At 65.0% G+C, this 21792-nt stretch carries 18 protein-coding genes and 1 tRNA gene; 9 read left to right on the top strand and 10 right to left on the bottom strand.

All coding sequences use genetic code 11. The annotated features are described in order from the left end of the window. Nucleotide 1 precedes the first annotated feature (1 nt). From fadA to HU751_RS02540, 3 genes are all read right to left on the bottom strand, one after another. Nucleotides 2–1177 carry an acetyl-CoA C-acyltransferase FadA gene (fadA, locus tag HU751_RS02550; protein ID WP_050704829.1) on the bottom strand — a complete coding sequence of 392 codons (1176 nt, stop codon included), beginning with the start codon at nucleotides 1175–1177 and terminating at the stop codon, nucleotides 2–4. 31 nt (nucleotides 1178–1208) lie between these two features. Further along, nucleotides 1209–3356 carry a fatty acid oxidation complex subunit alpha FadB gene (gene fadB, locus HU751_RS02545; protein ID WP_050704828.1) on the bottom strand — a complete coding sequence of 716 codons (2148 nt, stop codon included), beginning with the start codon at nucleotides 3354–3356 and terminating at the stop codon, nucleotides 1209–1211. A 474-nt stretch (nucleotides 3357–3830) separates the two neighbouring features. Then, nucleotides 3831–4268 (bottom strand): hypothetical protein, encoded by a 438-nt coding sequence (locus HU751_RS02540; RefSeq protein ID WP_186733470.1) that lies wholly within the window; start codon nucleotides 4266–4268, stop codon nucleotides 3831–3833. Nucleotides 4269–4378: 110 nt separating this feature from the next. Here HU751_RS02540 and HU751_RS02535 point away from each other — a divergent pair, with 110 nt between their 5' ends. Further along, complete coding sequence (locus HU751_RS02535) at nucleotides 4379–4822, top strand: universal stress protein (RefSeq protein ID WP_186733471.1); 444 nt, start codon at nucleotides 4379–4381, stop codon at nucleotides 4820–4822. An 81-nt stretch (nucleotides 4823–4903) separates the two neighbouring features. Here the strand turns inward: HU751_RS02535 and HU751_RS02530 are convergent, their stop codons facing one another. Beyond that, nucleotides 4904–6835, bottom strand: a complete 1932-nt coding sequence (locus HU751_RS02530; protein WP_050704847.1) for an ATP-binding cassette domain-containing protein — start codon at nucleotides 6833–6835, stop codon at nucleotides 4904–4906. Nucleotides 6836–7042: 207 nt separating this feature from the next. Here HU751_RS02530 and HU751_RS02525 point away from each other — a divergent pair, with 207 nt between their 5' ends. Beyond that, on the top strand, nucleotides 7043–8971 hold the full coding sequence (locus HU751_RS02525; RefSeq protein WP_186733472.1) for a transglycosylase SLT domain-containing protein: 1929 nt from the start codon (nucleotides 7043–7045) through the stop codon (nucleotides 8969–8971). Nucleotides 8972–9045: 74 nt separating this feature from the next. Here the strand turns inward: HU751_RS02525 and HU751_RS02520 are convergent, their stop codons facing one another. Together HU751_RS02520 and HU751_RS02515 are read right to left on the bottom strand one after the other, a co-directional pair. Then, on the bottom strand, nucleotides 9046–9849 hold the full coding sequence (locus HU751_RS02520) for an MOSC domain-containing protein (protein WP_186733473.1): 804 nt from the start codon (nucleotides 9847–9849) through the stop codon (nucleotides 9046–9048). A gap of 40 nt (nucleotides 9850–9889) precedes the next feature. After that, nucleotides 9890–10819: a chemotaxis protein CheV gene (locus HU751_RS02515; RefSeq protein ID WP_050704823.1), complete on the bottom strand. Its 930-nt coding sequence runs from the start codon at nucleotides 10817–10819 to the stop codon at nucleotides 9890–9892. A 339-nt stretch (nucleotides 10820–11158) separates the two neighbouring features. Between HU751_RS02515 and HU751_RS02510 the strand changes: the two genes are divergently transcribed. The 3 genes from HU751_RS02510 to HU751_RS02500 all read left to right on the top strand — a co-directional run bounded on the left by HU751_RS02510 (nucleotide 11159) and on the right by HU751_RS02500 (nucleotide 13582). Beyond that, nucleotides 11159–11659, top strand: coding sequence for a histidine kinase (locus HU751_RS02510; RefSeq protein ID WP_186733474.1), 501 nt, complete (start codon nucleotides 11159–11161; stop codon nucleotides 11657–11659). Between the two features lie 377 nt (nucleotides 11660–12036). Further along, a complete protein-coding gene (locus HU751_RS02505) occupies nucleotides 12037–12933 on the top strand; it encodes a sensor histidine kinase (protein WP_186733475.1) in 897 nt (298 codons plus the stop codon). Next, entirely contained in the window at nucleotides 12923–13582 is a 660-nt protein-coding gene (locus HU751_RS02500) for a response regulator transcription factor (RefSeq protein WP_186733476.1), read from the top strand. Before HU751_RS02505 ends, HU751_RS02500 begins: the two co-directional genes overlap by 11 nt. Here the strand turns inward: HU751_RS02500 and yegS are convergent. Next, nucleotides 13566–14453: a lipid kinase YegS gene (yegS, locus tag HU751_RS02495; RefSeq protein WP_186733477.1), complete on the bottom strand. Its 888-nt coding sequence runs from the start codon at nucleotides 14451–14453 to the stop codon at nucleotides 13566–13568. The two genes, HU751_RS02500 and yegS, sit on opposite strands and share 17 nt — an antisense overlap. 266 nt (nucleotides 14454–14719) lie before the next feature. Here yegS and HU751_RS02490 point away from each other — a divergent pair, with 266 nt between their 5' ends. Together HU751_RS02490 and HU751_RS02485 are read left to right on the top strand one after the other, a co-directional pair. Beyond that, entirely contained in the window at nucleotides 14720–16177 is a 1458-nt protein-coding gene (locus HU751_RS02490) for a mannose-1-phosphate guanylyltransferase/mannose-6-phosphate isomerase (RefSeq protein WP_186733478.1), read from the top strand. A 63-nt stretch (nucleotides 16178–16240) separates the two neighbouring features. After that, a complete protein-coding gene (locus tag HU751_RS02485; RefSeq protein ID WP_186733479.1) occupies nucleotides 16241–17476 on the top strand; it encodes a glycosyltransferase family 4 protein in 1236 nt (411 codons plus the stop codon). On the opposite strand, the gene HU751_RS02480 is transcribed toward HU751_RS02485, so the two are convergent. Further along, nucleotides 17465–18685 carry a molybdopterin molybdotransferase MoeA gene (locus tag HU751_RS02480; RefSeq protein ID WP_186733480.1) on the bottom strand — a complete coding sequence of 407 codons (1221 nt, stop codon included), beginning with the start codon at nucleotides 18683–18685 and terminating at the stop codon, nucleotides 17465–17467. The two genes, HU751_RS02485 and HU751_RS02480, sit on opposite strands and share 12 nt — an antisense overlap. After that, nucleotides 18669–19208: a molybdenum cofactor biosynthesis protein B gene (gene moaB / locus HU751_RS02475; protein WP_028692756.1), complete on the bottom strand. Its 540-nt coding sequence runs from the start codon at nucleotides 19206–19208 to the stop codon at nucleotides 18669–18671. Before moaB ends, HU751_RS02480 begins: the two co-directional genes overlap by 17 nt. A gap of 170 nt (nucleotides 19209–19378) precedes the next feature. Between moaB and HU751_RS02470 the strand changes: the two genes are divergently transcribed. Further along, nucleotides 19379–19600 (top strand): YgdI/YgdR family lipoprotein, encoded by a 222-nt coding sequence (locus tag HU751_RS02470; protein WP_043206706.1) that lies wholly within the window; start codon nucleotides 19379–19381, stop codon nucleotides 19598–19600. An 81-nt stretch (nucleotides 19601–19681) separates the two neighbouring features. Beyond that, nucleotides 19682–19758, top strand: a tRNA-Pro gene (locus tag HU751_RS02465). 263 nt (nucleotides 19759–20021) lie between these two features. Here HU751_RS02465 and mqo read toward each other — a convergent pair. Next, a complete protein-coding gene (gene mqo / locus HU751_RS02460; RefSeq protein ID WP_186735820.1) occupies nucleotides 20022–21587 on the bottom strand; it encodes a malate dehydrogenase (quinone) in 1566 nt (521 codons plus the stop codon). Nucleotides 21588–21792 lie beyond the last annotated feature (205 nt).

Here is a 21792-nt window from a genome sequence, read left to right as displayed (position 1 = left end):
ATCAGACGCGTTCGAAGACAGTGGTGATGCCTTGGCCCAGGCCGACACACATGGTGGCGACGCCCAGGGTACCGCCATTCTGCTTCATGACGTTGAGCAGGGTGCCGGAGATCCGCGCACCGGAGCAACCGAACGGGTGGCCCAGGGCGATGGCGCCGCCGTGCAGGTTAACCTTCTCATCCATCTTGTCGAGCACTTTCAGGTCCTTCAGCACCGGCAGGGCCTGTGCGGCGAAGGCTTCGTTGAGCTCGAAGAAGTCGATGTCGGCGATGGTCAGGCCAGCGCGCTTGAGGGCTTTCTGCGTCGCCGGAACCGGGCCGTAGCCCATGATCGCAGGGTCCACGCCGGCCACCGCCATCGAGCGGATCACCGCCAGTGGCTGGATCCCCAGGTCCATGGCGCGCTGGCCGGACATGACGATCATGCACGAGGCGCCGTCGGTGATCTGCGAGGAGGTACCCGCGGTGACGGTGCCACCCTTGGGGTTGAACGCAGGCTTGAGCGACGCCAGGCCTTCGAGGGTGGTTTCCGGGCGAATGGTCTCGTCGTAGTCGAAGACCTTCAGGAAGCCGTTCTCGTCGTAACCCTGCATCGGGATGATCTCGTCCTTGAACTTGCCCTCGACCGTCGCCTTGTGGGCGAGCTGGTGCGAACGCAGGCCGAACAGATCCTGTTGCTCACGGGTGATGCCGTGCATCTTGCCGAGCATCTCGGCGGTCAGGCCCATCATCCCGGAAGCCTTGGCAGCGTGCAAGGACATGTGCGGGTTGGGGTCGACGCCGTGCATCATGCTGACGTGGCCCATGTGCTCGACACCACCGACCACGAACACGTCACCGTTGCCGGTCATGATCGCCTGGGCGGCGGTGTGCAGCGCGCTCATCGACGATCCGCACAGGCGGCTGACGGTCTGGGCGGCGGAGGTGTGCGGGATCTGGGTCATCAGCGAGGCCATGCGGGCGATGTTCCAGCCCTGCTCCAGGGTCTGGTTGACGCAGCCCCAGATCACGTCCTCGACTTCCTTCGGATCGACCTTGTCGTTGCGCTCCAGCAGCTTGCTGATCAGGTGCGCGGACATGTCCTCGGCACGGGTGTTGCGGTGCATGCCACCCTTGGAACGGCCCATCGGCGTGCGACCGAAGTCGACAATCACCACGTCTCTTGGATTCAGGCTCATATCAATATTCTCGCTCTAGCTCGTTGGGCGCTCAGTTGAAGAAGCGCTGGCCGTTCTTGGCCATTTCGCGCAGCTTCGCAGTGGGGTGGTACAGCGGCCCCAGGTCGGCGTACTTGTCGGCCAGTGCGACGAACTCGGCGACCCCGATCGAATCGATGTAGCGCAACGCGCCACCACGGAAGGGAGGGAAACCGATGCCGTAGACCAGGCCCATGTCGGCTTCGGCGGCGGTCTCGACGATGCCGTCTTCCAGGCAGCGCACGGTCTCCAGGCACAGTGGCACCATCATCCAGTTGATGATGTCCTCGTCGCTGACTTCACGCTGTTCGAAGATGACCGGCTTGAGCACGTCGAGCACGCTGGCGTCGGCGACTTTCTTCGGTTTGCCGCGCTTGTCGGTCTCGTAGGCGTAGAAGCCCTTGCCGTTCTTCTGGCCCAGGCGGTTGGCCTCGTAGAGGGCGTCGACGGCGGAGCGACGGTCGTCCTTCATGCGGTCCGGGAAGCCCTCGGCCATCACGTCGCGGCCGTGGTGGCCGGTGTCGATGCCGACCACGTCCATCAGGTAGGCCGGGCCCATCGGCCAGCCGAACTTCTCCATGACCTTGTCGATGCGCACGAAGTCGACGCCGGCGCTGACCAGCTTGGCGAAGCCGCCGAAGTACGGGAACAGCACGCGGTTGACCAGGAAGCCCGGGCAGTCGTTGACCACGATCGGGTTCTTGCCCATCTTCTTGGCGTAGGCAACGGTAGTCGCGACCGCGACTTCGCTGGACTTCTCGCCGCGGATGACTTCGACCAGCGGCATCATGTGCACCGGGTTGAAGAAGTGCATGCCGACGAAGTTTTCCGGACGCTTGAGCGCCTTGGCCAGCAGGTTGATGGAGATGGTCGAGGTGTTGGAGGCCAGGATGGCATCTTCCTTCACCTGGCCTTCCACTTCAGCCAGTACCGCTTGCTTGACCTTCGGGTTCTCGACCACGGCCTCGACGACGATGTCGACATTGGCGAAATCGCCGTAGGACAGGGTCGGACGAATGGCATTGAGCGCCTCGGCCATCTTCGCCGGGGTCAGGCGACCCTTCTCGACGCGCTTGCCGAGCAGCTTGGAGGCCTCGTTCAGGCCTAGCTGGATGGCTTCCTCGCGGATGTCCTTCATCAGGATCGGCGTGCCCTTGACCGCCGACTGGTAGGCGATGCCGCCACCCATGATGCCGGCGCCGAGCACGGCGGCCTGCTTCACGTCGTGGGCGATCTCGTCGTGGGCCTTGGCCTTGCGCTTGAGCTCCTGGTCGTTCAGGAACAGGCCGATCAGGCTCTCGGCGACCGAAGTCTTGGCCAGCTTGGCGAAGCCTGCGGCCTCGACTTCCAGGGCCTTGTCACGGCCGAAGTTGGCGGCCTTCTGGATGGTCTTGATGGCCTCGACCGGCGCCGGGTAGTTCGGGCCGGCCTGGCCGGCAACGAAGCCCTTGGCGGTCTCGAACGCCATCATCTGCTCGATGGCGTTGAGCTTGAGTTTTTCCAGCTTGGGCTGGCGCTTGGCCTTGTGGTCCAGCTCGCCGCTGATGGCGCGCTTGATCAGGTCCAGGGCACCGGCCTGCAGCAGCTCGGGAGCCACCACGGCGTCGACGGCGCCGACCTTCAGGGCGTCCTCGGCACGATTTTCCTTGCCCGAGGCGATCCACTCGATGGCGTTGTCCGAGCCGATCAGGCGCGGCAGGCGCACGGTGCCGCCGAAGCCTGGGTAGATGCCCAGCTTGACTTCCGGCAGGCCGATCTTGGCGCTGCTGGACATGACCCGGTAATCGGCGGCCAGGCACATCTCCAGGCCGCCACCCAGGGCGATGCCGTTGATGGCGACGACGGTCGGCACCTGCAGGTCTTCGAAGTCATTGAAAATGCGGTTGGCTTCCAGGTTGCCGGCGACCAGTTCGGCCTCGGGCAGCTTGAAGTTGTCGACGAATTCGGTGATGTCGGCGCCGACGATGAACACGTCCTTGCCGCTGCTGACGATCACGCCCTTGATCGAGGCATCGCCCTTGATCACGTCCACGGCCTGACGCAGCTCGTTCAGAGTGAGACGGTTGAACTTGTTGACGGACTCACCCTTGAGGTCGAACTTCAGTTCGACGATGCCGCTTTCAAGAGCCTTAACCGTGATGGCTTTACCTTCGTAAATCATCAACTGATCTCCACGATATGGAAGCTGAACAGTACACGTCGAACGCTGGCGCAAGAGCCGGTCTACCGGTCCCTCGCCCCAGGCACACCCGTCGACGCGCTAATCGGGATTCTGTAAGAGCCGTCTGACATACAAACGCTCAATTCATACGCCCGTTTGACTTGGGTGTGCACACATTCTCCGAAATGGACGGCGTTGTCAAATGCTCGCGAACACCGTGAAAACGCGACTTTCCAGTCATCTTCTAGCCGCCGGGTACGAAACATGATGACAGTGATCGCCGACCATTCATGTCAGCGATAGACCATCACCGACAGCGGACAGCGCTTTTTTCTAAACGCATCCGCCAACGATGGCTACACTGGGTCTGCATGAAAGTGTTTCCGGCCTGCCTGGCCTTTTTCTGCGCTGCAGAACGCAAAACGGCGCGCAAGAGCATGGTTGCTCCTGCGCGCCGTTTTGCGTTGGTCAGGTTCAGGCGAGGCTATCGAGGGCCTGGGCAATATCCTGCAAAACAGATTTATCGCCCCGCTCGCTCCAGTACAGGGCGATCATGCGCCGGTCGGCCTCGACCTTGTAGACGGTTTCCGGCAGGCGGGCGAAGACCTCAGCCAGGCGCGGCTCCTCGCAGGGTTCGCGCCACTGGTTCCACCACACGCCCGGGGTGATCTGCCAGTAGCACCAGCAGTCCTCGCGGCCCTTGCGCCGCGCCCGATGGTATTGCGGACAGGGGCTGGGCGGCTCTTTTTCCAGCCAGTGCGGCCACTGCTGCGGCGCCAGCTGCATGGCCAGGCCCATGCGCCGACCCTCCAAGCGCAGGCTCATCTGCTCACCCTGCTTGCGCGACTGGCGCAGCCAGGCCAGCGGGCTGAGCATCAGCGCAAGGATTGACACCACCAGCCATACCGTCATATCTGTAGACCTTATAAAGCGTTGCAAATGAGCGGGTTATCCAGGTTTCACGAACGCCCGGCCCGAAAGCGACCATACTTCTACTATCGCGATTGTCAGGAGTACTGCACATGTCCTACGAACATCTTCTGGTCGCCGTCGACCTGACCGAAGAATGCGACCCGGTGATCAAGCGGGCCAAGACCATCGCCCTGGCCAGTGGCGCCAAGGTATCCCTGGTGCATATCGTCGAACCCATGGCCATGGCCTTCGGCGGTGACGTGCCGATGGACCTGTCGCAGTTGCAGCAGCAACAGTTCGACCAGGCCAAGGAGCGCATGGAACGCCTGTTCAACAAGTACCCGGACATCCAGCGAGGCGATTCGCACCTGGTTTATGGCCAGCCGCGCCAGGAGATCCATGAACTTGCCAAGAAACAAGCCTGCGACCTGATCGTGGTCGGCAGCCATGGCCGCCATGGCCTGGCACTGCTGCTGGGCTCCACCGCCAATGACGTGCTGCACGGCGCGCCGTGCGATGTACTGGCGGTGCGCTTGCAGAAGAAGGCCGAGTAAGCCTGTAATCGCGGGGCAAGCCCGCTCCCACATGGCCCGTCAGACAGGGCTGCGTGGGAGCGGGTTTGCCCCGCGATGCGTTCAGCCTTCCAGCTCGGCCCAGCGCTCCACCAGCACGTCCAGCTCGCCCTGCAGCTTCTCCAGCTTGGCCAGCACTGCGGTGGTTTCATCGATCGGACGCTGGTAGAAGTTCGAGGCATTGACCTCTTCCTGTACCTCGGCCATCTGCTGTTCCAACGCATCGATCTGCCCTGGCAGCGCTTCCAGCTCGCGCTGCAGCTTGTAGCTGAGCTTCTTCTTGCTGGCATCGGCAGCGGGCGCGGCGACGGCCGCAGGCGCTTGCTCTTCAACCGCCTTGGCCACCACCGCGCTGTTGAGCTCGGACTTGCCGCCCTTGCTCTCGGTCACGCCCAGCAGCTTCGGCGAACCACCCTGGCGAATCCAGTCCTCGTAGCCACCGACGTATTCGCGCACACGGCCCTCACCCTCGAACACCAGGGTGCTGGTCACCACGTTATCGAGGAAGGCCCGGTCGTGGCTGACCATCAGCACCGTGCCCTTGTAGTTGGACAGCACTTCCTCGAGCAGCTCCAGGGTCTCGACATCGAGATCGTTGGTCGGTTCGTCCAGCACCAGCAGGTTGGCCGGCTTGCTGAACAGCTTGGCCAGCAGCAGGCGCGCACGCTCGCCACCGGACAACGCCTTGACCGGCGTGCGCGCACGCTGCGGGCTGAACAGGAAGTCGCCGAGGTAGCTCAGCACGTGGCGATTCTGGCCATCGATCTCGATGAAGTCGCGACCTTCGGCCAGGTTGTCGATGACGGTCTTTTCCAGGTCCAGCTGATGGCGCATCTGGTCGAAGTAAGCCACTTCCAGCTTGGTGCCGCGCTCGACCTTGCCAGACGTCGGCTCCAGGTCACCGAGCATCAGCTTGAGCAGGGTGGTCTTGCCGGTACCGTTGGCGCCTAGCAGGCCGATGCGATCTTCGCGCTGCAGGACCATGGAGAAGTCCTTGACCAGTTTCGGGCCATCCTTGTGGGCGAAGCTGACGTCCTCCAGCACCATCACCTGCTTGCCGGACTTGTCCGCCACCTCGATAAGGATGTTGGCCTTGCCCTGGCGTTCGCGGCGCTCGCCGCGCTCCACGCGCAACGCCTTCAACGCACGTACACGGCCTTCGTTGCGGGTACGCCGGGCCTTGATGCCCTGGCGGATCCACACCTCTTCCTGGGCCAGGCGCTTGTCGAACAGCGCGTTGGCGGTGGCCTCGGCGGCAAGCTCGGCCTCCTTGTGCACCAGGAAGCTGGCGTAGTCGCCGTTCCAGTCGATCAGACCGCCACGGTCCAGCTCGAGGATGCGCGTAGCCAGGTTCTGCAGGAAGGAACGGTCGTGGGTGATGAACAGCACCGCGCCGTTGAAGCCGTTAAGGGCTTCTTCCAGCCAGGCGATGGCACCGATATCCAGGTGGTTGGTCGGCTCGTCGAGCAGCAGCAGGTCGGGCTCGGACACCAGTGCCTGGGCCAGCAACACGCGACGGCGCCAGCCGCCGGAGAGCTCGGCCAGGGTCTTGTCGGCCGGTAGCTGCAGGCGGCTCAGGGTGCTTTCCACCACTTGCTGCAGGCGCCAGCCGTCACGGGCCTCCAGCTCGTGCTGGACATGCATGAGCTTTTCCAGGTCCTCGTCGCCGTGGATGTTCTGGCTCAGGTGGTGGTACTCGGCCAGCAGCTCGCCCACGCCATCCAGGCCCGCGGCCACCACGTCAAAGACGCTGCGCTCGTCGGCCACCGGCAGTTCCTGTGGCAGTTCGCCGATCTTCAGCCCAGGCGCGCGCCAGATATCGCCGTCGTCGGGCTTCTGCTCGCCCTTGACCAGGCGCAGCATGCTCGACTTGCCCGTGCCGTTGCGGCCGATGATGCACACCCGCTCGCCACGGGCGATCTGCCAGGACACTTTGTCCAACAGCGGCATGGCGCCGAACGCGAGGGACACATCGCTGAATTTGAGCAGGGTCATGATCATCTCCAAAAACCGGGCGCGCATTCTACCTGACTTGGCCCTTCACGGCATCAAAAGCCCATCGCCGGCAGCAGGGCGTCGGATAACAACTCGATACAAGCACAGTGCTTTCACCGGCCACCGGCAAACGGCTAAGCTAGGCAGTAATACCCAACAGTGCTGGCTCCGCCGTCACTTTCCATGGTTCTACTGCCCGGACGTATCATGCGCAGCCGCCTGTTACAAATTGCTTCCTGCCTGCTGCTCACCGCCACCGCCGCGAGCGCCGCACAGGCCATCGACATTTCCCAGCAGCGTCAGTACTACGACGAGGCCAAGCGCGCCCTGGCCAAGGGCGACAAGGGCCCTTACCTGCGTTACGCGCAGTCGCTGCGCGACTACCCGCTCACGCCCTACCTCACCTACGACGAGCTGACCGCCCGCCTGAAGAGCGCCAGCAACGAGGAGATCGAGGGCTTCCTCAAGGCCCACGGCGACCTGCCCCAGGCCAACTGGATGAAACTGCGCTGGTTGCGCTGGCTGGCCGAGCGCGGCGAATGGAACACCTTCACCCGCTACTACGACCCCAAGCTCAACTTCACCGAACTGGACTGCCTCAACGGTCAGTACCAGCTCTCCCACGGCCTGCGCGCCGAAGGCTTTGCCACCGCCGACAAGCTGTGGAACGTCGGCAAGTCGCAGCCCACCGCCTGCGATACCCTGTTCTCCATGTGGGCGGCCGAAGGCCAGCTGACCGAGGCCAAGCGCTGGCAGCGCGCCAAACTGGCGGCCCAGGCACGCAACTACGGCCTGGCCAGCAGCCTGGTCAAGACCCTCACCACCCTCGGCCCCCAGGGCAAGCTGCTGATCGACGTGGCGCAGAAGCCCGAGCTGCTCAACCAGCCGTCGCGTTTCACCCCGGTCAACGAAGCCATGCCCGACGTGGTCAGCCTCGGCCTGCGCCGCCTGGCCCGCCAGGACCCCGAGCAGGCCATGGCGCTGCTCGACGACTACGCCCAGCGCATGCACTTCTCCCGTGACGAGAAAGTCGCCATCGCCCGCGAGATCGGCCTGACCCTGGCCCGGCGCTACGACCCGCGCGCCCTCGACCTGATGACCCGCTACGACCCCGAGCTGCGCGACAACACCGTCAGCGAATGGCGCCTGCGCCTGCTGCTGCGCCTGGGCCGCTGGGAGGACGCCTACGAGCTGACCAAACGCCTGCCCCAGGACCTGGCCAGCAGCAACCGCTGGAAGTACTGGCAGGCGCGCAGCCTGGAGCTGGCCCAGCCGAACAACCCGCAGGTCCCGCTGCTGTACAAGACCGTCGCCCGCGAGCGCGACTTCTATGGTTTCCTCGCCGCCGACCGGGCGCAGACGCCCTACCAGTTGAACAACAAGCCGCTGGCGCTCAGCCAGGCGGTGATCAACAAGGTCCGCAATACCCCGGGCGTGCGTCGCGCCCTGGAGTTCCATGCCCGCGGCCAGATCGTCGAGGGCCGCCGCGAGTGGTACCACGTCAGCCGCCACTTCAACCGTGACGAGATGGTCGCCCAGGCCCGTCTGGCCTACGACATGCGCTGGTACTTCCCGGCCATCCGCACCATCAGCCAGGCCCAGTACTGGGACGACCTGGACATCCGCTTCCCCATGGCCCACCGCGACACCCTGGTGCGCGAAGCCAAGGTCCGCGGCCTGCATTCGAGCTGGGTGTTCGCCATCACCCGCCAGGAAAGCGCCTTCATGGAGGACGCCCGCTCCAGCGTCGGCGCCAGCGGCCTGATGCAGCTGATGCCGGGCACGGCCAAGGAGACCGCACGCAAGTTCAGTATCCCGCTGGCCTCGCCGGCCCAGGTGTTCAACCCGGACAAGAACATCCAGCTCGGCGCCGCCTACCTGAGCCAGGTGCACGGCCAGTTCAACGGCAACCGCGTGCTGGCCTCGGCCGCCTACAACGCCGGCCCCGGGCGCGTGCGCCAGTGGCTCAAGGGCGCCAAGCACCTGAGCTTCGATGTGTGGGTCGAGTCGATTCCGTTCGACGAGACGCGCCAGTACGTGCAGAACGTGCTGTCGTATTCGGTCATCTACGGGCAGAAGCTCAATTCACCGCAGCCGCTGGTGGATTGGCATGAGCGGTATTTCGACGATATGTGATCGGGACGCCATCACCCCGCGCCCACGCAACGTGGGAGCGGCGGTGCGCCGATGCGACCTGCCCCGCGACGGTGCTATTCGAGGACCTCGACGTCCATACCCACCTCAAGCGCCCCCTCGCCATCCACCGCCAGGTTCTGACCAAACAGCACATCCCCTTCCTTCTCGCGGAACGTCTTGAGCGTGGTCAACGGCTCACGGTCCGGGCTGCGCTCGCCCGTGGCGGGATCGAGGGTGGTGAGGATGCAGCGCACGCTCGGTTTGAGCACGCGAAAGGTCATGTCGCCGATACGGATACGCTTCCAGCGGTCCTCGGCGAAGGCCTCGGCCCCCTCGACCACCAGGTTCGGGCGAAAACGCAGCATCTCCATGGGGCGCCCCACCCGACGGCTCAGCTCATCCAGTGAAGCCTGGCCGATCAGCAACAGCGGAAAACCATCGGGAAAGGCTGCCCGGTCACTGTTAAGGCCGTAGCCGCTGGGCAGGTAGCGGGCCCGCTGTTCGGGGCAGTGCACCAGCCTTACCGCCTTGCCCAGCAGCTCGCTGAGCCAGGCCGCGGCGGCATCGCCGGCATCGGGTACGCGCAAGGTGTCGCGCCAGATGGTGACGCCGCGCAGGGCGTCGTCGGCCGGCGGCACGGGAACCTCCAAGGGTGCCCGCCCCGGCGCCTGGAGCAGCAACTGGCCCTGATCGCCATAATCGGCAGCAACCTGCCCCAGCCGCGGCCAGGCCCGCTGGGTCAGGAAGCGGCCATTCTCCTCCTCCACCACCAACCAGCGGCGGTCACCGTCCAGGCCCAGATTGCCGACCGCGGACGCTTGCAGGCCCTGGGCCCGCCCCGATTTCACCGGGTATCGATACAACGCACTCAGAAACATCCTTGCTCACCTGGCATCCGTGGAAATGCCAAGCTTACACCTAGGCGTGATCCATGTTCAGACGCTGACGCACCACATCCACCAGACGGTCGGGCTGGAACTTGGACAGGAAGTTGTCGCAGCCGACCTTCTTGACCATGGATTCGTTGAAACTGCCGGAAAGCGAGGTGTGCAGTACCACGTAGAGGCCGCGCAGGCGCGGGTCGTTGCGGATCTCGGTGGTCAGTCGGTAACCATCCATCTCGGGCATTTCGGCGTCGGTGAAGATCATCAGCAGCTTCTCACAGACATTCTCCCCGGCGTCGGCCCAGCCCTTGAGCAGGCGCAGGGCCTTGAGGCCGTCGCTGGCCACGTGCAGCTTCACCCCCAGTTGCGACAGGGTGTCGCGCAACTGCGCCAGGGCCACGCTGGAGTCGTCCACCAGCAGCACTTCGCGGCCACGGGCACGGGCCAGCACCGGGTCTTCCAGCTTGTCGCGGGATACCTTGGCGCTGTACGGCACGATCTCGGCCAGCACCTTCTCCACGTCGATGACCTCCACCAGCTTCTCGTCGACCTTGGTGATCGCCGTGAGGTAGTGTTGGCGACCGGCGCTGGCCGGTGGCGGCATGATGGCTTCCCAGTTCATGTTGACGATACGATCGACGCCGCCCACCAGGAACGCCTGCACCGAACGGTTGTACTCGGTGACGATGATGGTGCTGTCCGGCCCGGGCTGCAGCGGGCGCATGCCGATCGCCTGGGACAGGTCGATCACCGGCAGCGTCTGGCCACGCAGGTTGACCACGCCGCAGACGAAGGAATGACGCTGTGGCATGAGGGTCAGCTTGGGCAGCTGCAGCACCTCCTGGACCTTGAACACGTTGATGGCGAACAACTGTCGGCCGGCCAGGCGGAACATGAGGATTTCCAGGCGGTTCTCACCCACCAGTTGCGTGCGTTGGTCTACCGTGTCGAGAATGCCAGCCATTGGAAAGCCCCCAGGCGTGAGTCGGTAAAAAATGAATGCATCCCCCTGTATCGGCGGATGCGCGCGCAGCTTGACCCCTGATGGAAAAAGCCGCGCCGGGTGATTGATATCACTTTACCATCATGCTTTACTGCTGCCACATCCCGCCGCGTCCGTCGCTCGCAACGAACGACCCACCTGAATCCTCATCAGGGAATCCCCTAGTAGCAATCGGGTGCAACCTGATGTTCGCAATATCCATTAGCCATTAATGTGACGCCATTCTCACTGCATGAACGGAGTCAGGCTTTTGCGAGCGATCATCTTGGTACGGCCAATCCCTGACCACGGGGCGCCATGATGGATAGCACACCACTGCACAACGCCGCCGTGGCGGCCTTCCTGCAAGATGCGCAGGTCCTGCTGGCCAGGTCCCAGGAATGCCTGCAGCACCTGGAACTGATCGCCAACGACCCGGACGCCTGCCACAGCCTCACCACGGCACTCGATACCCTCGCCCGCCGCGCCGACGCGCTCGGCCTGCTCGAGGTCGCCCACTATGCGTTTGCCTTGCAAAAGCTGCTCGCGCCCACCTGCGCCCAGCAGCACCTGCACGGTAGCAGCCTGCCTGCACTGGACGCCTGCCTGACCCTGCTCGACTGGCAACTGGAGCTGCTCGACCCGCAGACCGGCCAGCTGGGCATGGACACCGACGAACAACGGCTGCTGCTGGGCGAACTGGCCACCTCCCTGGGCCAGCCGTCCACGCAGCTGTGCACGGACTGCCAGCAGACAGGGGTGTACTGCGCCCACCCTCATACGGCAGACAACGGCATCGACGCGTCCGACCGGCAACACTAATGCGGCCAACTGAGTCACAACTAAGGTCGGCTCAGGGTGAAACTTGCAAAGTTGGACAAGTTTTTCCAAATGTTTTTGCGCAGCGGGTTTATTAGTTGCCCCAGGCGCATTGGAAACATCATTTAATAATGGCACTCTGCTAGCCAAGCCCTCGACCACCAGGCCCGCCACAACCCGGAAAATACGAGGTTTCAAGCAGTTATCCCCCCGCGACCAAATTCAATCAAAGTGATAACATGCGCGCACTCGAACATGCGCGCCCAGGTTATCGGGCGATTGGATCCGCATTGCGCACTTGATTGAACGCGGGGCGGTAAAACCTCTGGTCAGACGTGTGCAATGCCCCTAACCGCTATAACTCAGTGGCTTCCCTATCTATGCTCCCACGCTTGAAGTTTCTCCAGCGTTGTCGCTCCAGCGTTGCCCTGCTGCGCTGGACGACCGCGCTGCTGTGCGTTGCATCGCTGGCGGCGAACCTGGTGGTATACCTGAGCACCCAGCCCCTGTCGGCCAGCCTGCTGCTGCTGCAACTGCTGGCGATGATCGGCGTCGGCTGGCACCTGCGCCACTGGGCGCGCTCGATCAGCCTGCGCCCGGCGGAACTGGCCACGCGCATGCTCAAGGTGCAGGAAAGCGAGCGCCAGCGCCTGAGCCGCGAGCTGCACGACGATATCGGCCAGCTGCTGACCGCCGCCAAGCTTCAGGTCGACTGGCTGCAACGCCGGGTGCCGGCCGAGCTGCAGGAGCACTGCAGCACCTTGCGCAGTACCCTGGACCTGACCCTGAGCAACGTGCGCGACGTCTCCACCATTCTCAACCCGCGCCAGCTGGCCAGCCTGGGCCTGGAGGCGAGCCTGCGCGCGCATCTGCTACGTACCCTGGAAAACACCGAGGTGCACTGGAGCCTGGAATGCAAGCAGCGCCTGGGTGGCATCAGCGAAGAGGTGGCCATGGCCGCCTTCCGCATCACCCAGGAGGCGGTTACCAACATGTTGCGCCACGCCGACGCCCGCAACCTGGTGGTTCGCCTGCAACGCACCTCGGCCGGCCTCGCCCTGTCGATCCACGATGACGGCGGCGGCTTCGTACCGGCCCAGTCTCCCGCAGAATACGGCCAGCGCGGCATGGCCGGCATGCAGGAGCGGGTGACCGCGCTGCAAGGCAGCCTGACCATCACCAGCCAGCCCGGCCAGGGCACCCAGATCGAAGCCCTCTTTCCGTGGCCGCCCCGCAGCCAAGAACGCGCCAGGACCCCTGCCCCCGATGACCTGTAGATTACTGCTGGTGGACGACCACTCCCTGATTCGCGCAGGCGTCAGGGCACTGGTATCGGACATCCCCGGTTACACCGTGATCGGCGAGGCCGACGACGGCGACCAGCTTCTGGACCACGTCCAGCGTCTGGCGCCGGACATCGTCCTGCTGGACATCTCCATGCGCTCGACCAGCGGCCTGGACGCGCTGACGCAATTGCGCGCAAACGGTTGCACCTGCAAGGTCCTGATCCTGTCGATGCACACCGACCCGGAACTGATCATGCGTGCCCTGGAAAGCGGCGCCCACGGCTACCTGCTCAAGGACACCACGGCCACCGAACTGGAACAGGCGCTCACCGCGCTACGCAACGAAGAACGCTACCTCAGCCCGGCCATCGCCCACACCGTCATCAACCAGGCCCTGCTGCGCGCCCAGAGCGGCCGCCAGCCGAGCAACGAAGGTCACAACCTGACCGGTCGCCAGCTGGAGATCCTGCGCCTGATCGTGCGCGGCAAGTCGACCCGGGAGATCGCCGCCGGCCTGGGCCTGTCGATCAAGACCGTGGAGACCCACCGCTCACAGATCATGAAGCGCCTGCAGATCTACGACGTGGCGGGGCTGGTGCTGTTCGCCGTGCGCGAGAAGATCATCAGCCTGGACGACTGAGCAGCGGCGAATCCGTCGGCAGGTGCACGCGCAACGCCCGTGGCATGGCCTCGAAGCGCAGGCTGGCGGCCTGCAGCGGCTCGCCGTCGAGGTTCATGTCCAGCCCCTGGGCGCCCTTGATTTCCACCCAAGGCAAGCGCGCGCGGACGAACAGGCCGTCACCGGCCAACAGGTCGCGCAAGGCCCCCGCCACTTCCTGCGGCGCCGGCAGGATGCCGATATCCAGCAGGCCGTCATCCACCGTCGCCTCCGGGCACAGCACGTGCCCGCCGCCGGCCTGACGGCCGTTGCCGATGCCCAGCGCCAGCAACTCGCCCTGCCATTGGAAGCCAGGCCCCTGCAGCTCGACCGAGGCAGCCTGCAGTTCGCTGAAGCGTGACAGGCCGGTGAACAGGTAGGCCGCCGCGCCCAGCACTTTCTTCAAGTCTTCCGAGGTGTTGGCCGTGACCTGGCTGCCGAAGCCCCCGGTGGCCATGTTCAGGAACAACTGGTCGCCCACCCGCCCCAGGTCGATCGGCCGCGCCGGAACCTCCAGCAGGTCGAGAGCCGCCTGCGGTTCGAGGGGCACGCCGGCCGCCCTGGCGAAGTCGTTGGCGGTGCCCAGTGGCAGCAGCGCCAGGCTGGCCTGGGTGGCGGCCAAGCCCATGGCTTCGGCCACGTCGCGCAAGGTGCCGTCACCGCCACCGGCCACCACCTGGCCATAGCCCGCCGCCAAGGCTTCGCCGACCAGGCGCTGGGCGTCACCGCCCTCCCAGGTCAGACGCACATCCAGGGTCCAGCCCCGCTCGCGCAGTTGACCCACCGCGGCTCGCACCTCTTCGTTGCCAGCCTGCTTGCCATGCAGGATCAACATTGCCTTGCGCTCGCTCATGCCGCTCTCCCCGAATAAAAATGCCCTATCGCAATCTCGACCACCGCGTTACGCAGATTGCTCCCGGCAACGACCAAAAACCGCCACTTCTCACAAATACCATTGAAAGCCGCTCGCCACAGGTGCATCATCTGACAAATATTTGGCCATCACGGACGAAGCCGACTCGAAAAGTCATTTTATTGACTTTGTGCCGCCAGACGCCTGACAGGTCGTGATTTCCTTGCATTGCGCTGCCCCCGGCGCCCTGATTCGAGGCTGTGACTATGAGCGTTCTGATCCCCTGCATCATCGCTGGCGGCGCCGGCACCCGATTGTGGCCGGTTTCCCGCGAGGCCATGCCAAAGCCCTTCATGCGCCTGCCCGATGGCATGAGTCTGCTGCAGAAGACCTTCAGCCGCGCCAGCAGCCTGCCCGGCGTTGAACGAGTGCTCACGGTGACCAACCGCGAAGTGGTGTTCCGTACCCAGGACGAGTATCGCCAGGTCGGCACCCAGCGCATTGCGCTGGACTTCATCCTCGAACCCTTCGGTCGCAACACCGCCCCCGCCATCGCCGCCGCGGCGCTGCACTGCGCCCGCCTGCATGGCGAGGACAGCCTGCTGCTGGTACTGCCTGCCGACCACCTGATCCAGGACCAGGACGCCTTCGAGGCGGCCGTCCAGCGGGCCATGACCCTGGCCGCACAAGGCTGGCTGACCACCTTCGGCCTGCTGCCGACCCGCGCCGAAACCGGCTTCGGCTACGTCGAACTGGGCCAGCCGCTCGACGGCGACAGCTACCGGGTCGCCCGCTTCGTCGAAAAGCCCGACGCCGACACTGCCCAGGCCTACCTGGACGGTGGCCGGCACCTGTGGAACGCCGGCATGTTCTGCCTGCGCGCGGGCACCGTGCTGCAGGAGCTGCAGGCCCATGCCCCCGAGGTACTGCACAACGTGACCCACTGCCTGGCGCAGAGCCCGTTCAAGGAGGGGACGTGCGGCCAGCAGGTGGAACTCGACGCCGACAGTTTCGCGCTGGCCCCCGACATCTCCATCGACTACGCCCTCATGCAGCCCTCCACCCAGGTGGCCGTGGTGCCCTGCGCCATCGGCTGGAGCGACATCGGCAGCTGGGAAGCGGTGCGCGAGCTGCGCCCGGCCGACAGCCAGGGCAACCACTGCAACGGCGAAACCGTGCTGCACGACGTGAGCAACTGCTACATCGACTCGCCGCGCCGGCTGGTAGGCGCGGTGGGCCTGGACAACCTGATCGTCATCGACACCCCCGACGCCCTGCTGATCGCCGATGCCGCGCGCAGCCAGGAGGTCAAGGTGATCGCCCAGCAACTCAAGCGCCAGGGCCACGATGCCTACCGCCTGCACCGCACCGTGACCCGCCCCTGGGGCCTGTACACCGTGCTCGAGGAAGGGCCGCGGTTCAAGATCAAGCGCATCATGGTCCGCCCCGGCGAATCGCTGTCGCTGCAGATGCACCATCACCGCAGCGAGCACTGGATCGTGGTCAGCGGCATGGCCTGCGTGACCAACGGTGAAGAGGAGTTTCTGCTCGACACCAACGAGTCGACCTTCATCAAGCCCGGCCGCAGCCATCGCCTGACCAACCCCGGCGTCATCGACCTGGTGATGATCGAGGTGCAGAGCGGCGAGTATCTGGGCGAAGACGACATCGTGCGCTTTACTGATATCTATGGACGCGCCCCGGCAGCAGCAGCACCTGCTTGACTGCCAGAGGGCGCGTTTTGCCATCCAGGGCCGACACCCGGCCAACCGCGAGGATTCGGGCTCATGCGCATACTCTGGACCCTGCCCTACCTGCCCTGGCCCACCACCAGCGGCAGCAAGACCCGGCAATACCACCTGCTGCGCGCCCTGGCGCAGCATGGCCACCGGATCACCTTGCTGGTGCAGTCGAAGGTACCCTTGAGCGACGCGGCGCGCGAGGCCCTGGAACCCTTGGTGGAGCGCCTGGTGGTGCTGCCCCGGCGCGCATTGCACAGCCCGCTGAACCTGTTGGCCTCGCCCATCATCGACTACCCCATGCGGGCCATCATCAATGGCCTGGCGCCCTGCCTGAGGCACCGCTTCGAGCAACTGCTGGACGAACCCTGGGACGTGATCCAGATCGAGCACAGCTATAGCTTCCAGCCGTTCGAGAAGGCCTTGCAGGCCCGTGGCCTGCCCTACATGCTCAGCGAGCACTACCTGGAGTCGGTGATGGGCGCCGCCTGTCACGACCGCCTGCCCCTGTGGCTACGGCCGCTGAACGCCTTCGACCGCTGGCGCTACCGGCGCTGGGAGCAGCGGGTGCTGCGCCAGCCCACCGAGGTGGTGGCGGTCAGCGCCCACGACGCCGAGCTGATCGGCCAGATCAGCGGGCGCCCGGTGAACGTGGTGGTCAATGGCGTGGACTGCGACCACTACCAGGACGTGCGCCCCACGCCGCACAGCCAGCGCCTGCTGTTCGTCGGCAACTTCGAGTACGGCGCCAACCTGGAGGCGATCGAATGGGCGCTGGAGGAAATCCTGCCCCAGGTGTGGATGAGCAATCCGGCGGTGCGCCTGGCCATTGCCGGCCACGCCCTGCCGGCCAGCTGGAAGCTGCACTGGAACGACCCGCGCATCGAGTGGGTGGGCTATCGCCCCGACCTGCGCGAACTGCAACGGCGCTCGGCGCTGTTCTTCGCGCCGCTGCGCCATGCCGGCGGCTCCAAGGTGAAGATCCTCGAGGCGATGGCCGCCGGGTTGCCGGTGATCACCACCAGCAAGGGCGCCTCGGGCCTGGCCATGAACAACGGCGAGCATTACCTGGGCAGCGATGACAGCGGCCAGCTGGCGCTGCTGGTCACCCAGTTGCTCAACCAGCCATGGCGCATGTGCCAGCTCAGCGAGGCCGGGCGCCAGTTCGCCCGTCAGCGTCATGACTGGAGCGTCGCCGCCCAGCAGCTGGAGAACGTGCACATGCGCCTGACCCAGCTGGCGCCGGCCGGCGCGGCGGCCGCCGCTAGCGTGCTAGCCAAGTAGTTCGCTGAACGGAATGAACGTCACCGCATCGCCCTGTTGCGGCGTCGTGCCTTCGAGCACTTCCACCACGCCATCGGCCCATGCCGCGCTGCGCAGCACGCCGGAGCTCTGGTTCTTGTAGATGCGCACGCGACCCTCCTCGATACGCGCCCGCAGGTACTCGCGGCGCGTCCCGGCCTTGGGCCAGTCGAAGCCCGCCGGCACGCTGAAGCGCAGCGGCGCGACATGGGCTACGCCCATTCGACGCAGCAGGTAGGGTCGGGTCAGCAGGCCGAAGGTGACCAGGGTCGAGGCCGGATTGCCCGGCAGGCCGATCACCGGCACACCCTGGTAATGGCCGAAGGTCAGCGGCTTGCCCGGCTTGATCGCCAGCTTCCACAGTGCCAGCTCGCCCGCCTCGCGCAGGGCCAGGCCGAGGAAATCGGCTTCGCCCACCGACACGCCGCCGGTGGACAGGATCAGGTCGACATCGCCCAGCCCGCCCAGGCACTGGCGGGTGCGCTCGAGATCGTCCGGGAGAATACCGGCGTCGACCACCGTGCAGCCCAGGCGTTGCAGCCAGCTGACCAGCAGGCGTCGGTTGCTGTTGTAGATCTGCCCGGGTCCCAGTGCCAGGCCCGGCTCGACCAGTTCGTCGCCAGTCGACAGCACCGCCACCCGGGGTCGGCGTCGCACTTCGAGCGTGCCAAAGCCCAGGGTCGCGGCCAGGCCGAGCTGGATCGGGCCCAGCCGCGTGCCGGCGCTCATCACCTGTTCGCCGACACGAGTTTCCTGGCCTTTGGGGCGAACGTTCTGCGCCAGTGCCAGGGACTCGAGAAAGCGCACCCGGCCGTCTTCGAGCACCTCGGTGTTTTCCTGCATCTCGACGCAATCGGCACCTTCCGGCAGCGGCGCACCGGTGAAGATCCTTGCGCAGGTACCAGGCTCCAGGGGCTGTGGCGCATGCCCGGCAAAGATGCGCTGGGTCACCCGCAGCGGTTCGCCCTGCCAGTCGGCCAGGCGCAGGGCGTAGCCGTCCATGGCGCTATTGGGCCACGGCGGCAGGTCGAGGCCAGCCACCAGCTCATGGGCCAGGACCCGCCCTTCGGCCTCGGCCAGCGGTACGTGTTCGGTCTCGGCGATGGGCGCCGTGTCGGCCAGCGCCAGCAGGCGCTCCAGGGCCTCTTCCACCGGCATCAAGGGCCGGGCCACCTCAGCCACGGCTGTCACAGGCCGCCGCCTGCTTCAGGTGCGGCACGAAATTGCACGGCCGGTGACGGGCGTCCAGCTGCTCGGCGAGGATGCCGTCCCAACCGGTGCGCACGGCGTTGGTCGACCCCGGCAGGCAGCAGACCAGGGTGCCGTTGGCAAGCCCCGCCAGGGCGCGGGACTGCACGGTGGAGGTGCCGATATCGGCCACCGAGATCTGCCGGAAGAGCTCGCCAAAGCCCTCGACCTGCTTGTCCAGCAGGCACGCCACGGCTTCCGGGGTGCTGTCGCGGCCGGTGAAGCCGGTGCCGCCGGTGATCAACACCACCTGCACCTGGTCGTCGGCGATCCAGGTCGCGACCTGGGCGCGGATCTTGTAGAGGTCGTCCTTGAGCAGCACGCGCTCGGCCAGGCGATGGCCGGCGGCGCCCAGGCGATCGACGAACAGCTGGCCGGAGGTGTCGGTGTCGAAGGTGCGGGTGTCGCTGACCGTCAGCACGGCGATGTTCAGCGCAACGAAAGGGGTATCTGCCTTGGCTTTCATGGGAGTCCGTCGCAGGGTAACTGGGAATGTGCGCTGTTATATCACAGGCCGCCTGCGGCGTTGTTCTTGGTCAATGCCGCCGCGATGGCGCTATGCTGCACTGTGCAAGGAACTTGCGTGGACGCCCTGCGTCTTAATGACATCTAGCACCATCGCACTGGAGAAACACGATGATCCAACGGACCCTTCCCGCCTTCCTGCTTGCCCTGGGCCTGGGCGCCCTCGCCGGCTGCGCCTCGCCAACCGTCATCACCCTCAACGACGGCCGCGAAATCCAGGCGGTGGACACCCCTTCCTATGACGAAGACTCCGGCTTCTACGAATTCGAGCAGCTCGACGGCAAGCGCACGCGCATCAACAAGGACCAGATCCGCACCGTCAAGGAGCTGTGATCCAGTCCCGCTTTTTAGCGCAACTCCTTTTTGCAACAAGGGGTTGCGTTGAAAAAAGCGATGCAGTAGCATTTTGGACATCGGAGTGTAGCGCAGCCAGGTAGCGCGTCTCGTTCGGGACGAGAAGGCCGCAGGTTCGAATCCTGTCTCTCCGACCATATCCCACAAAAAACCCGCCTTGAGCGGGTTTTTTGTTGCCTGCGAAAAGGCCTGATAGCGCCCTGCATCGGGCAACACTGGGCCCTGTAGGAGATCGGCTAGTCCTTTGGCCACGCTGTCACGCTGGGAACTGTCCCCCTGTGGGAGCGGCCTTGCGTCGCGAAAGGCTGCGCAGCAGCCTTTCGCGACGCAAGGCCGTTCCCACAGAGGGCTCTACTGCTCGCATGAAAGCGCAGTCCAATGGGCTGCGCCTTTTTATGCCTTACTCCGGCAACACCGGCACGTACAGCAGTTGCAGGCGCGCACTGCTCCACTCACGGGTCTTGTTGGTCAGCGCGAGGTCGTTGTTCAGCTTCTGGCCGTAGGTCGGCACGATCTCCTTGAGCCTGGCTTGCCACTCGGCACTCTTGATCCGGTCCTTGAAGGTCTTCTCCAGCACGCTCAGCATGATCGGCGCGGCGGTCGAGGCGCCGGGCGAAGCGCCCAGCAGCGCGGCAATGCTGCCGTCCTCGGCGGCCACCACTTCAGTGCCGAACTGCAGCACGCCACCGTGCTCGGGATCCTTCTTGATCACCTGCACGCGCTGGCCGGCCTGGAGCAGCTTCCAGTCTTCGTTCTTGGCGTTGGGGAAGTACTCGCGCAGGGCCGCCATGCGATCATCGAAGCTGAGCATCAGCTGGCCCATCAGGTAGGTGCTGAGGTCAATGTTGTCGATCCCGGCATGCACCATCGGGCTGAGGTTGTGGGTGGTCAGCGAGCTGAACATGTCCAGCAGCGAGCCGTGCTTGAGGTACTTGGTGGAGAAGGTCGCGAACGGGCCGAACAGCAGCACTTCCTTGCCATCGATCACCCGGGTGTCCAGGTGCGGTACCGACATCGGCGGCGCGCCGACCGAGGCCTTGCCGTACAGCTTGGCCTTGTGACGGGCGACCAGGTCGGCATTGTCGGTCATCAGGAACTGGCCACCGACCGGGAAGCCTGCATAGCCTTCGGCCTCCGGAATACCGGACTTCTGCAGCAACTTGAGCGCACCGCCACCGGCCCCGATGAAGACGAATTTGGCCTTGACCGCCGATTCCTTGCCGCCGTTGGCCAGGTCGGCCACCACCACGTTCCAGCTGCCATCGTCATTGCGCACGATGTCGCGTACTTCGTGGCTCAGGTGCAGCTGTACATTGGGGTTGCGGGTCATCGAGGCGAACAGCTGGCGGGTGATCTCGCCGAAGTTCACGTCGGTGCCGATGGCCATGCGGGTCGCGGCCACTTTCTGCCCGGGATCACGGCCTTCCATCACCAGCGGCACCCACTTGCGAATCTGCTCGTGGTCCTCGGTGATCTCCATGCCGCGGAACAGCGAGCTGTGTTGCAGGGCTTCGACGCGCTTGTGCAGGAAGTCGACGTTGTCGTCACCCCAGACGAAGCTCATGTGCGGCACATTGTTGATGAACGAACGCGGGTTGCTCAGCACGCCCTGTTCGACCTGGTAGGCCCAGAACTGCTTGGACACCTCGAACTGCTCGTTGACGTTGACCGCCTTGCTGATGTCGATGCTGCCGTCCTTGCCGACGCTGGTGTAGTTCAGCTCGCAGAACGCCGAGTGGCCGGTGCCGGCGTTGTTCCAGGCGTTGGAGCTTTCCTCGGCGACCTGGTCCATGCGCTCGTAGACGTCGACCTTCCAGTTCGGTTCCAGCTCGGTGAGGTAGGTCCCCAGGCTCGCACTCATGATGCCGCCGCCGATCAGCAGGACATCGACGGACTTCTGTGGCTCTGCGGGCTTGGAGCAGCCGATGACGCCCAGGCACAGGAGCGTCAGCAGGATTTTTTTCATTAGCTCAATCCAATTGAAGTGAAGGATTGGCAGTCGTTGCCCCCGGCGTGCACGCCCGGATGTTGTTGTTCTGGTCAGCAGGAGTCTTGCGAAATCGGGGCACGATCGCCTCGGGCCGTGGCCCGGGGCGCCGTAAAGCAGGGAGTGTGCCAGCATGGCCTGGGTCACGGCTGGTGCCGCTTGCGCCGCCCCTGGCCATCACCTG

It is taken from the genome of Pseudomonas peradeniyensis, assembly GCF_014268935.2.
GTDB lineage: Bacteria > Pseudomonadota > Gammaproteobacteria > Pseudomonadales > Pseudomonadaceae > Aquipseudomonas > Aquipseudomonas peradeniyensis.
This window is presented reverse-complemented; position numbering and strand designations above follow the sequence as displayed.

What these genes read in the sequence shown, in the direction of transcription:
- HU751_RS02520 (WP_186733473.1), bottom strand. Translation starts at nt 9,849, where the DNA reads ATGTTTCTGAGTGCGTTGTATCGATACCCGGTGAAATCGGGGCGGGCC.
- fadA (WP_050704829.1), bottom strand. Translation starts at nt 1,177, where the DNA reads ATGAGCCTGAATCCAAGAGACGTGGTGATTGTCGACTTCGGTCGCACG.
- HU751_RS02470 (WP_043206706.1), top strand. Translation starts at nt 19,379, where the DNA reads ATGATCCAACGGACCCTTCCCGCCTTCCTGCTTGCCCTGGGCCTGGGC.
- mqo (WP_186735820.1), bottom strand. Translation starts at nt 21,587, where the DNA reads ATGAAAAAAATCCTGCTGACGCTCCTGTGCCTGGGCGTCATCGGCTGC.
- HU751_RS02540 (WP_186733470.1), bottom strand. Translation starts at nt 4,268, where the DNA reads ATGACGGTATGGCTGGTGGTGTCAATCCTTGCGCTGATGCTCAGCCCG.
- moaB (WP_028692756.1), bottom strand. Translation starts at nt 19,208, where the DNA reads ATGAAAGCCAAGGCAGATACCCCTTTCGTTGCGCTGAACATCGCCGTG.
- HU751_RS02490 (WP_186733478.1), top strand. Translation starts at nt 14,720, where the DNA reads ATGAGCGTTCTGATCCCCTGCATCATCGCTGGCGGCGCCGGCACCCGA.
- HU751_RS02505 (WP_186733475.1), top strand. Translation starts at nt 12,037, where the DNA reads ATGCTCCCACGCTTGAAGTTTCTCCAGCGTTGTCGCTCCAGCGTTGCC.
- yegS (WP_186733477.1), bottom strand. Translation starts at nt 14,453, where the DNA reads ATGAGCGAGCGCAAGGCAATGTTGATCCTGCATGGCAAGCAGGCTGGC.
- HU751_RS02525 (WP_186733472.1), top strand. Translation starts at nt 7,043, where the DNA reads ATGCGCAGCCGCCTGTTACAAATTGCTTCCTGCCTGCTGCTCACCGCC.
- HU751_RS02535 (WP_186733471.1), top strand. Translation starts at nt 4,379, where the DNA reads ATGTCCTACGAACATCTTCTGGTCGCCGTCGACCTGACCGAAGAATGC.
- HU751_RS02500 (WP_186733476.1), top strand. Translation starts at nt 12,923, where the DNA reads ATGACCTGTAGATTACTGCTGGTGGACGACCACTCCCTGATTCGCGCA.
- HU751_RS02510 (WP_186733474.1), top strand. Translation starts at nt 11,159, where the DNA reads ATGGATAGCACACCACTGCACAACGCCGCCGTGGCGGCCTTCCTGCAA.
- HU751_RS02515 (WP_050704823.1), bottom strand. Translation starts at nt 10,819, where the DNA reads ATGGCTGGCATTCTCGACACGGTAGACCAACGCACGCAACTGGTGGGT.
- fadB (WP_050704828.1), bottom strand. Translation starts at nt 3,356, where the DNA reads ATGATTTACGAAGGTAAAGCCATCACGGTTAAGGCTCTTGAAAGCGGC.
- HU751_RS02485 (WP_186733479.1), top strand. Translation starts at nt 16,241, where the DNA reads ATGCGCATACTCTGGACCCTGCCCTACCTGCCCTGGCCCACCACCAGC.
- HU751_RS02530 (WP_050704847.1), bottom strand. Translation starts at nt 6,835, where the DNA reads ATGACCCTGCTCAAATTCAGCGATGTGTCCCTCGCGTTCGGCGCCATG.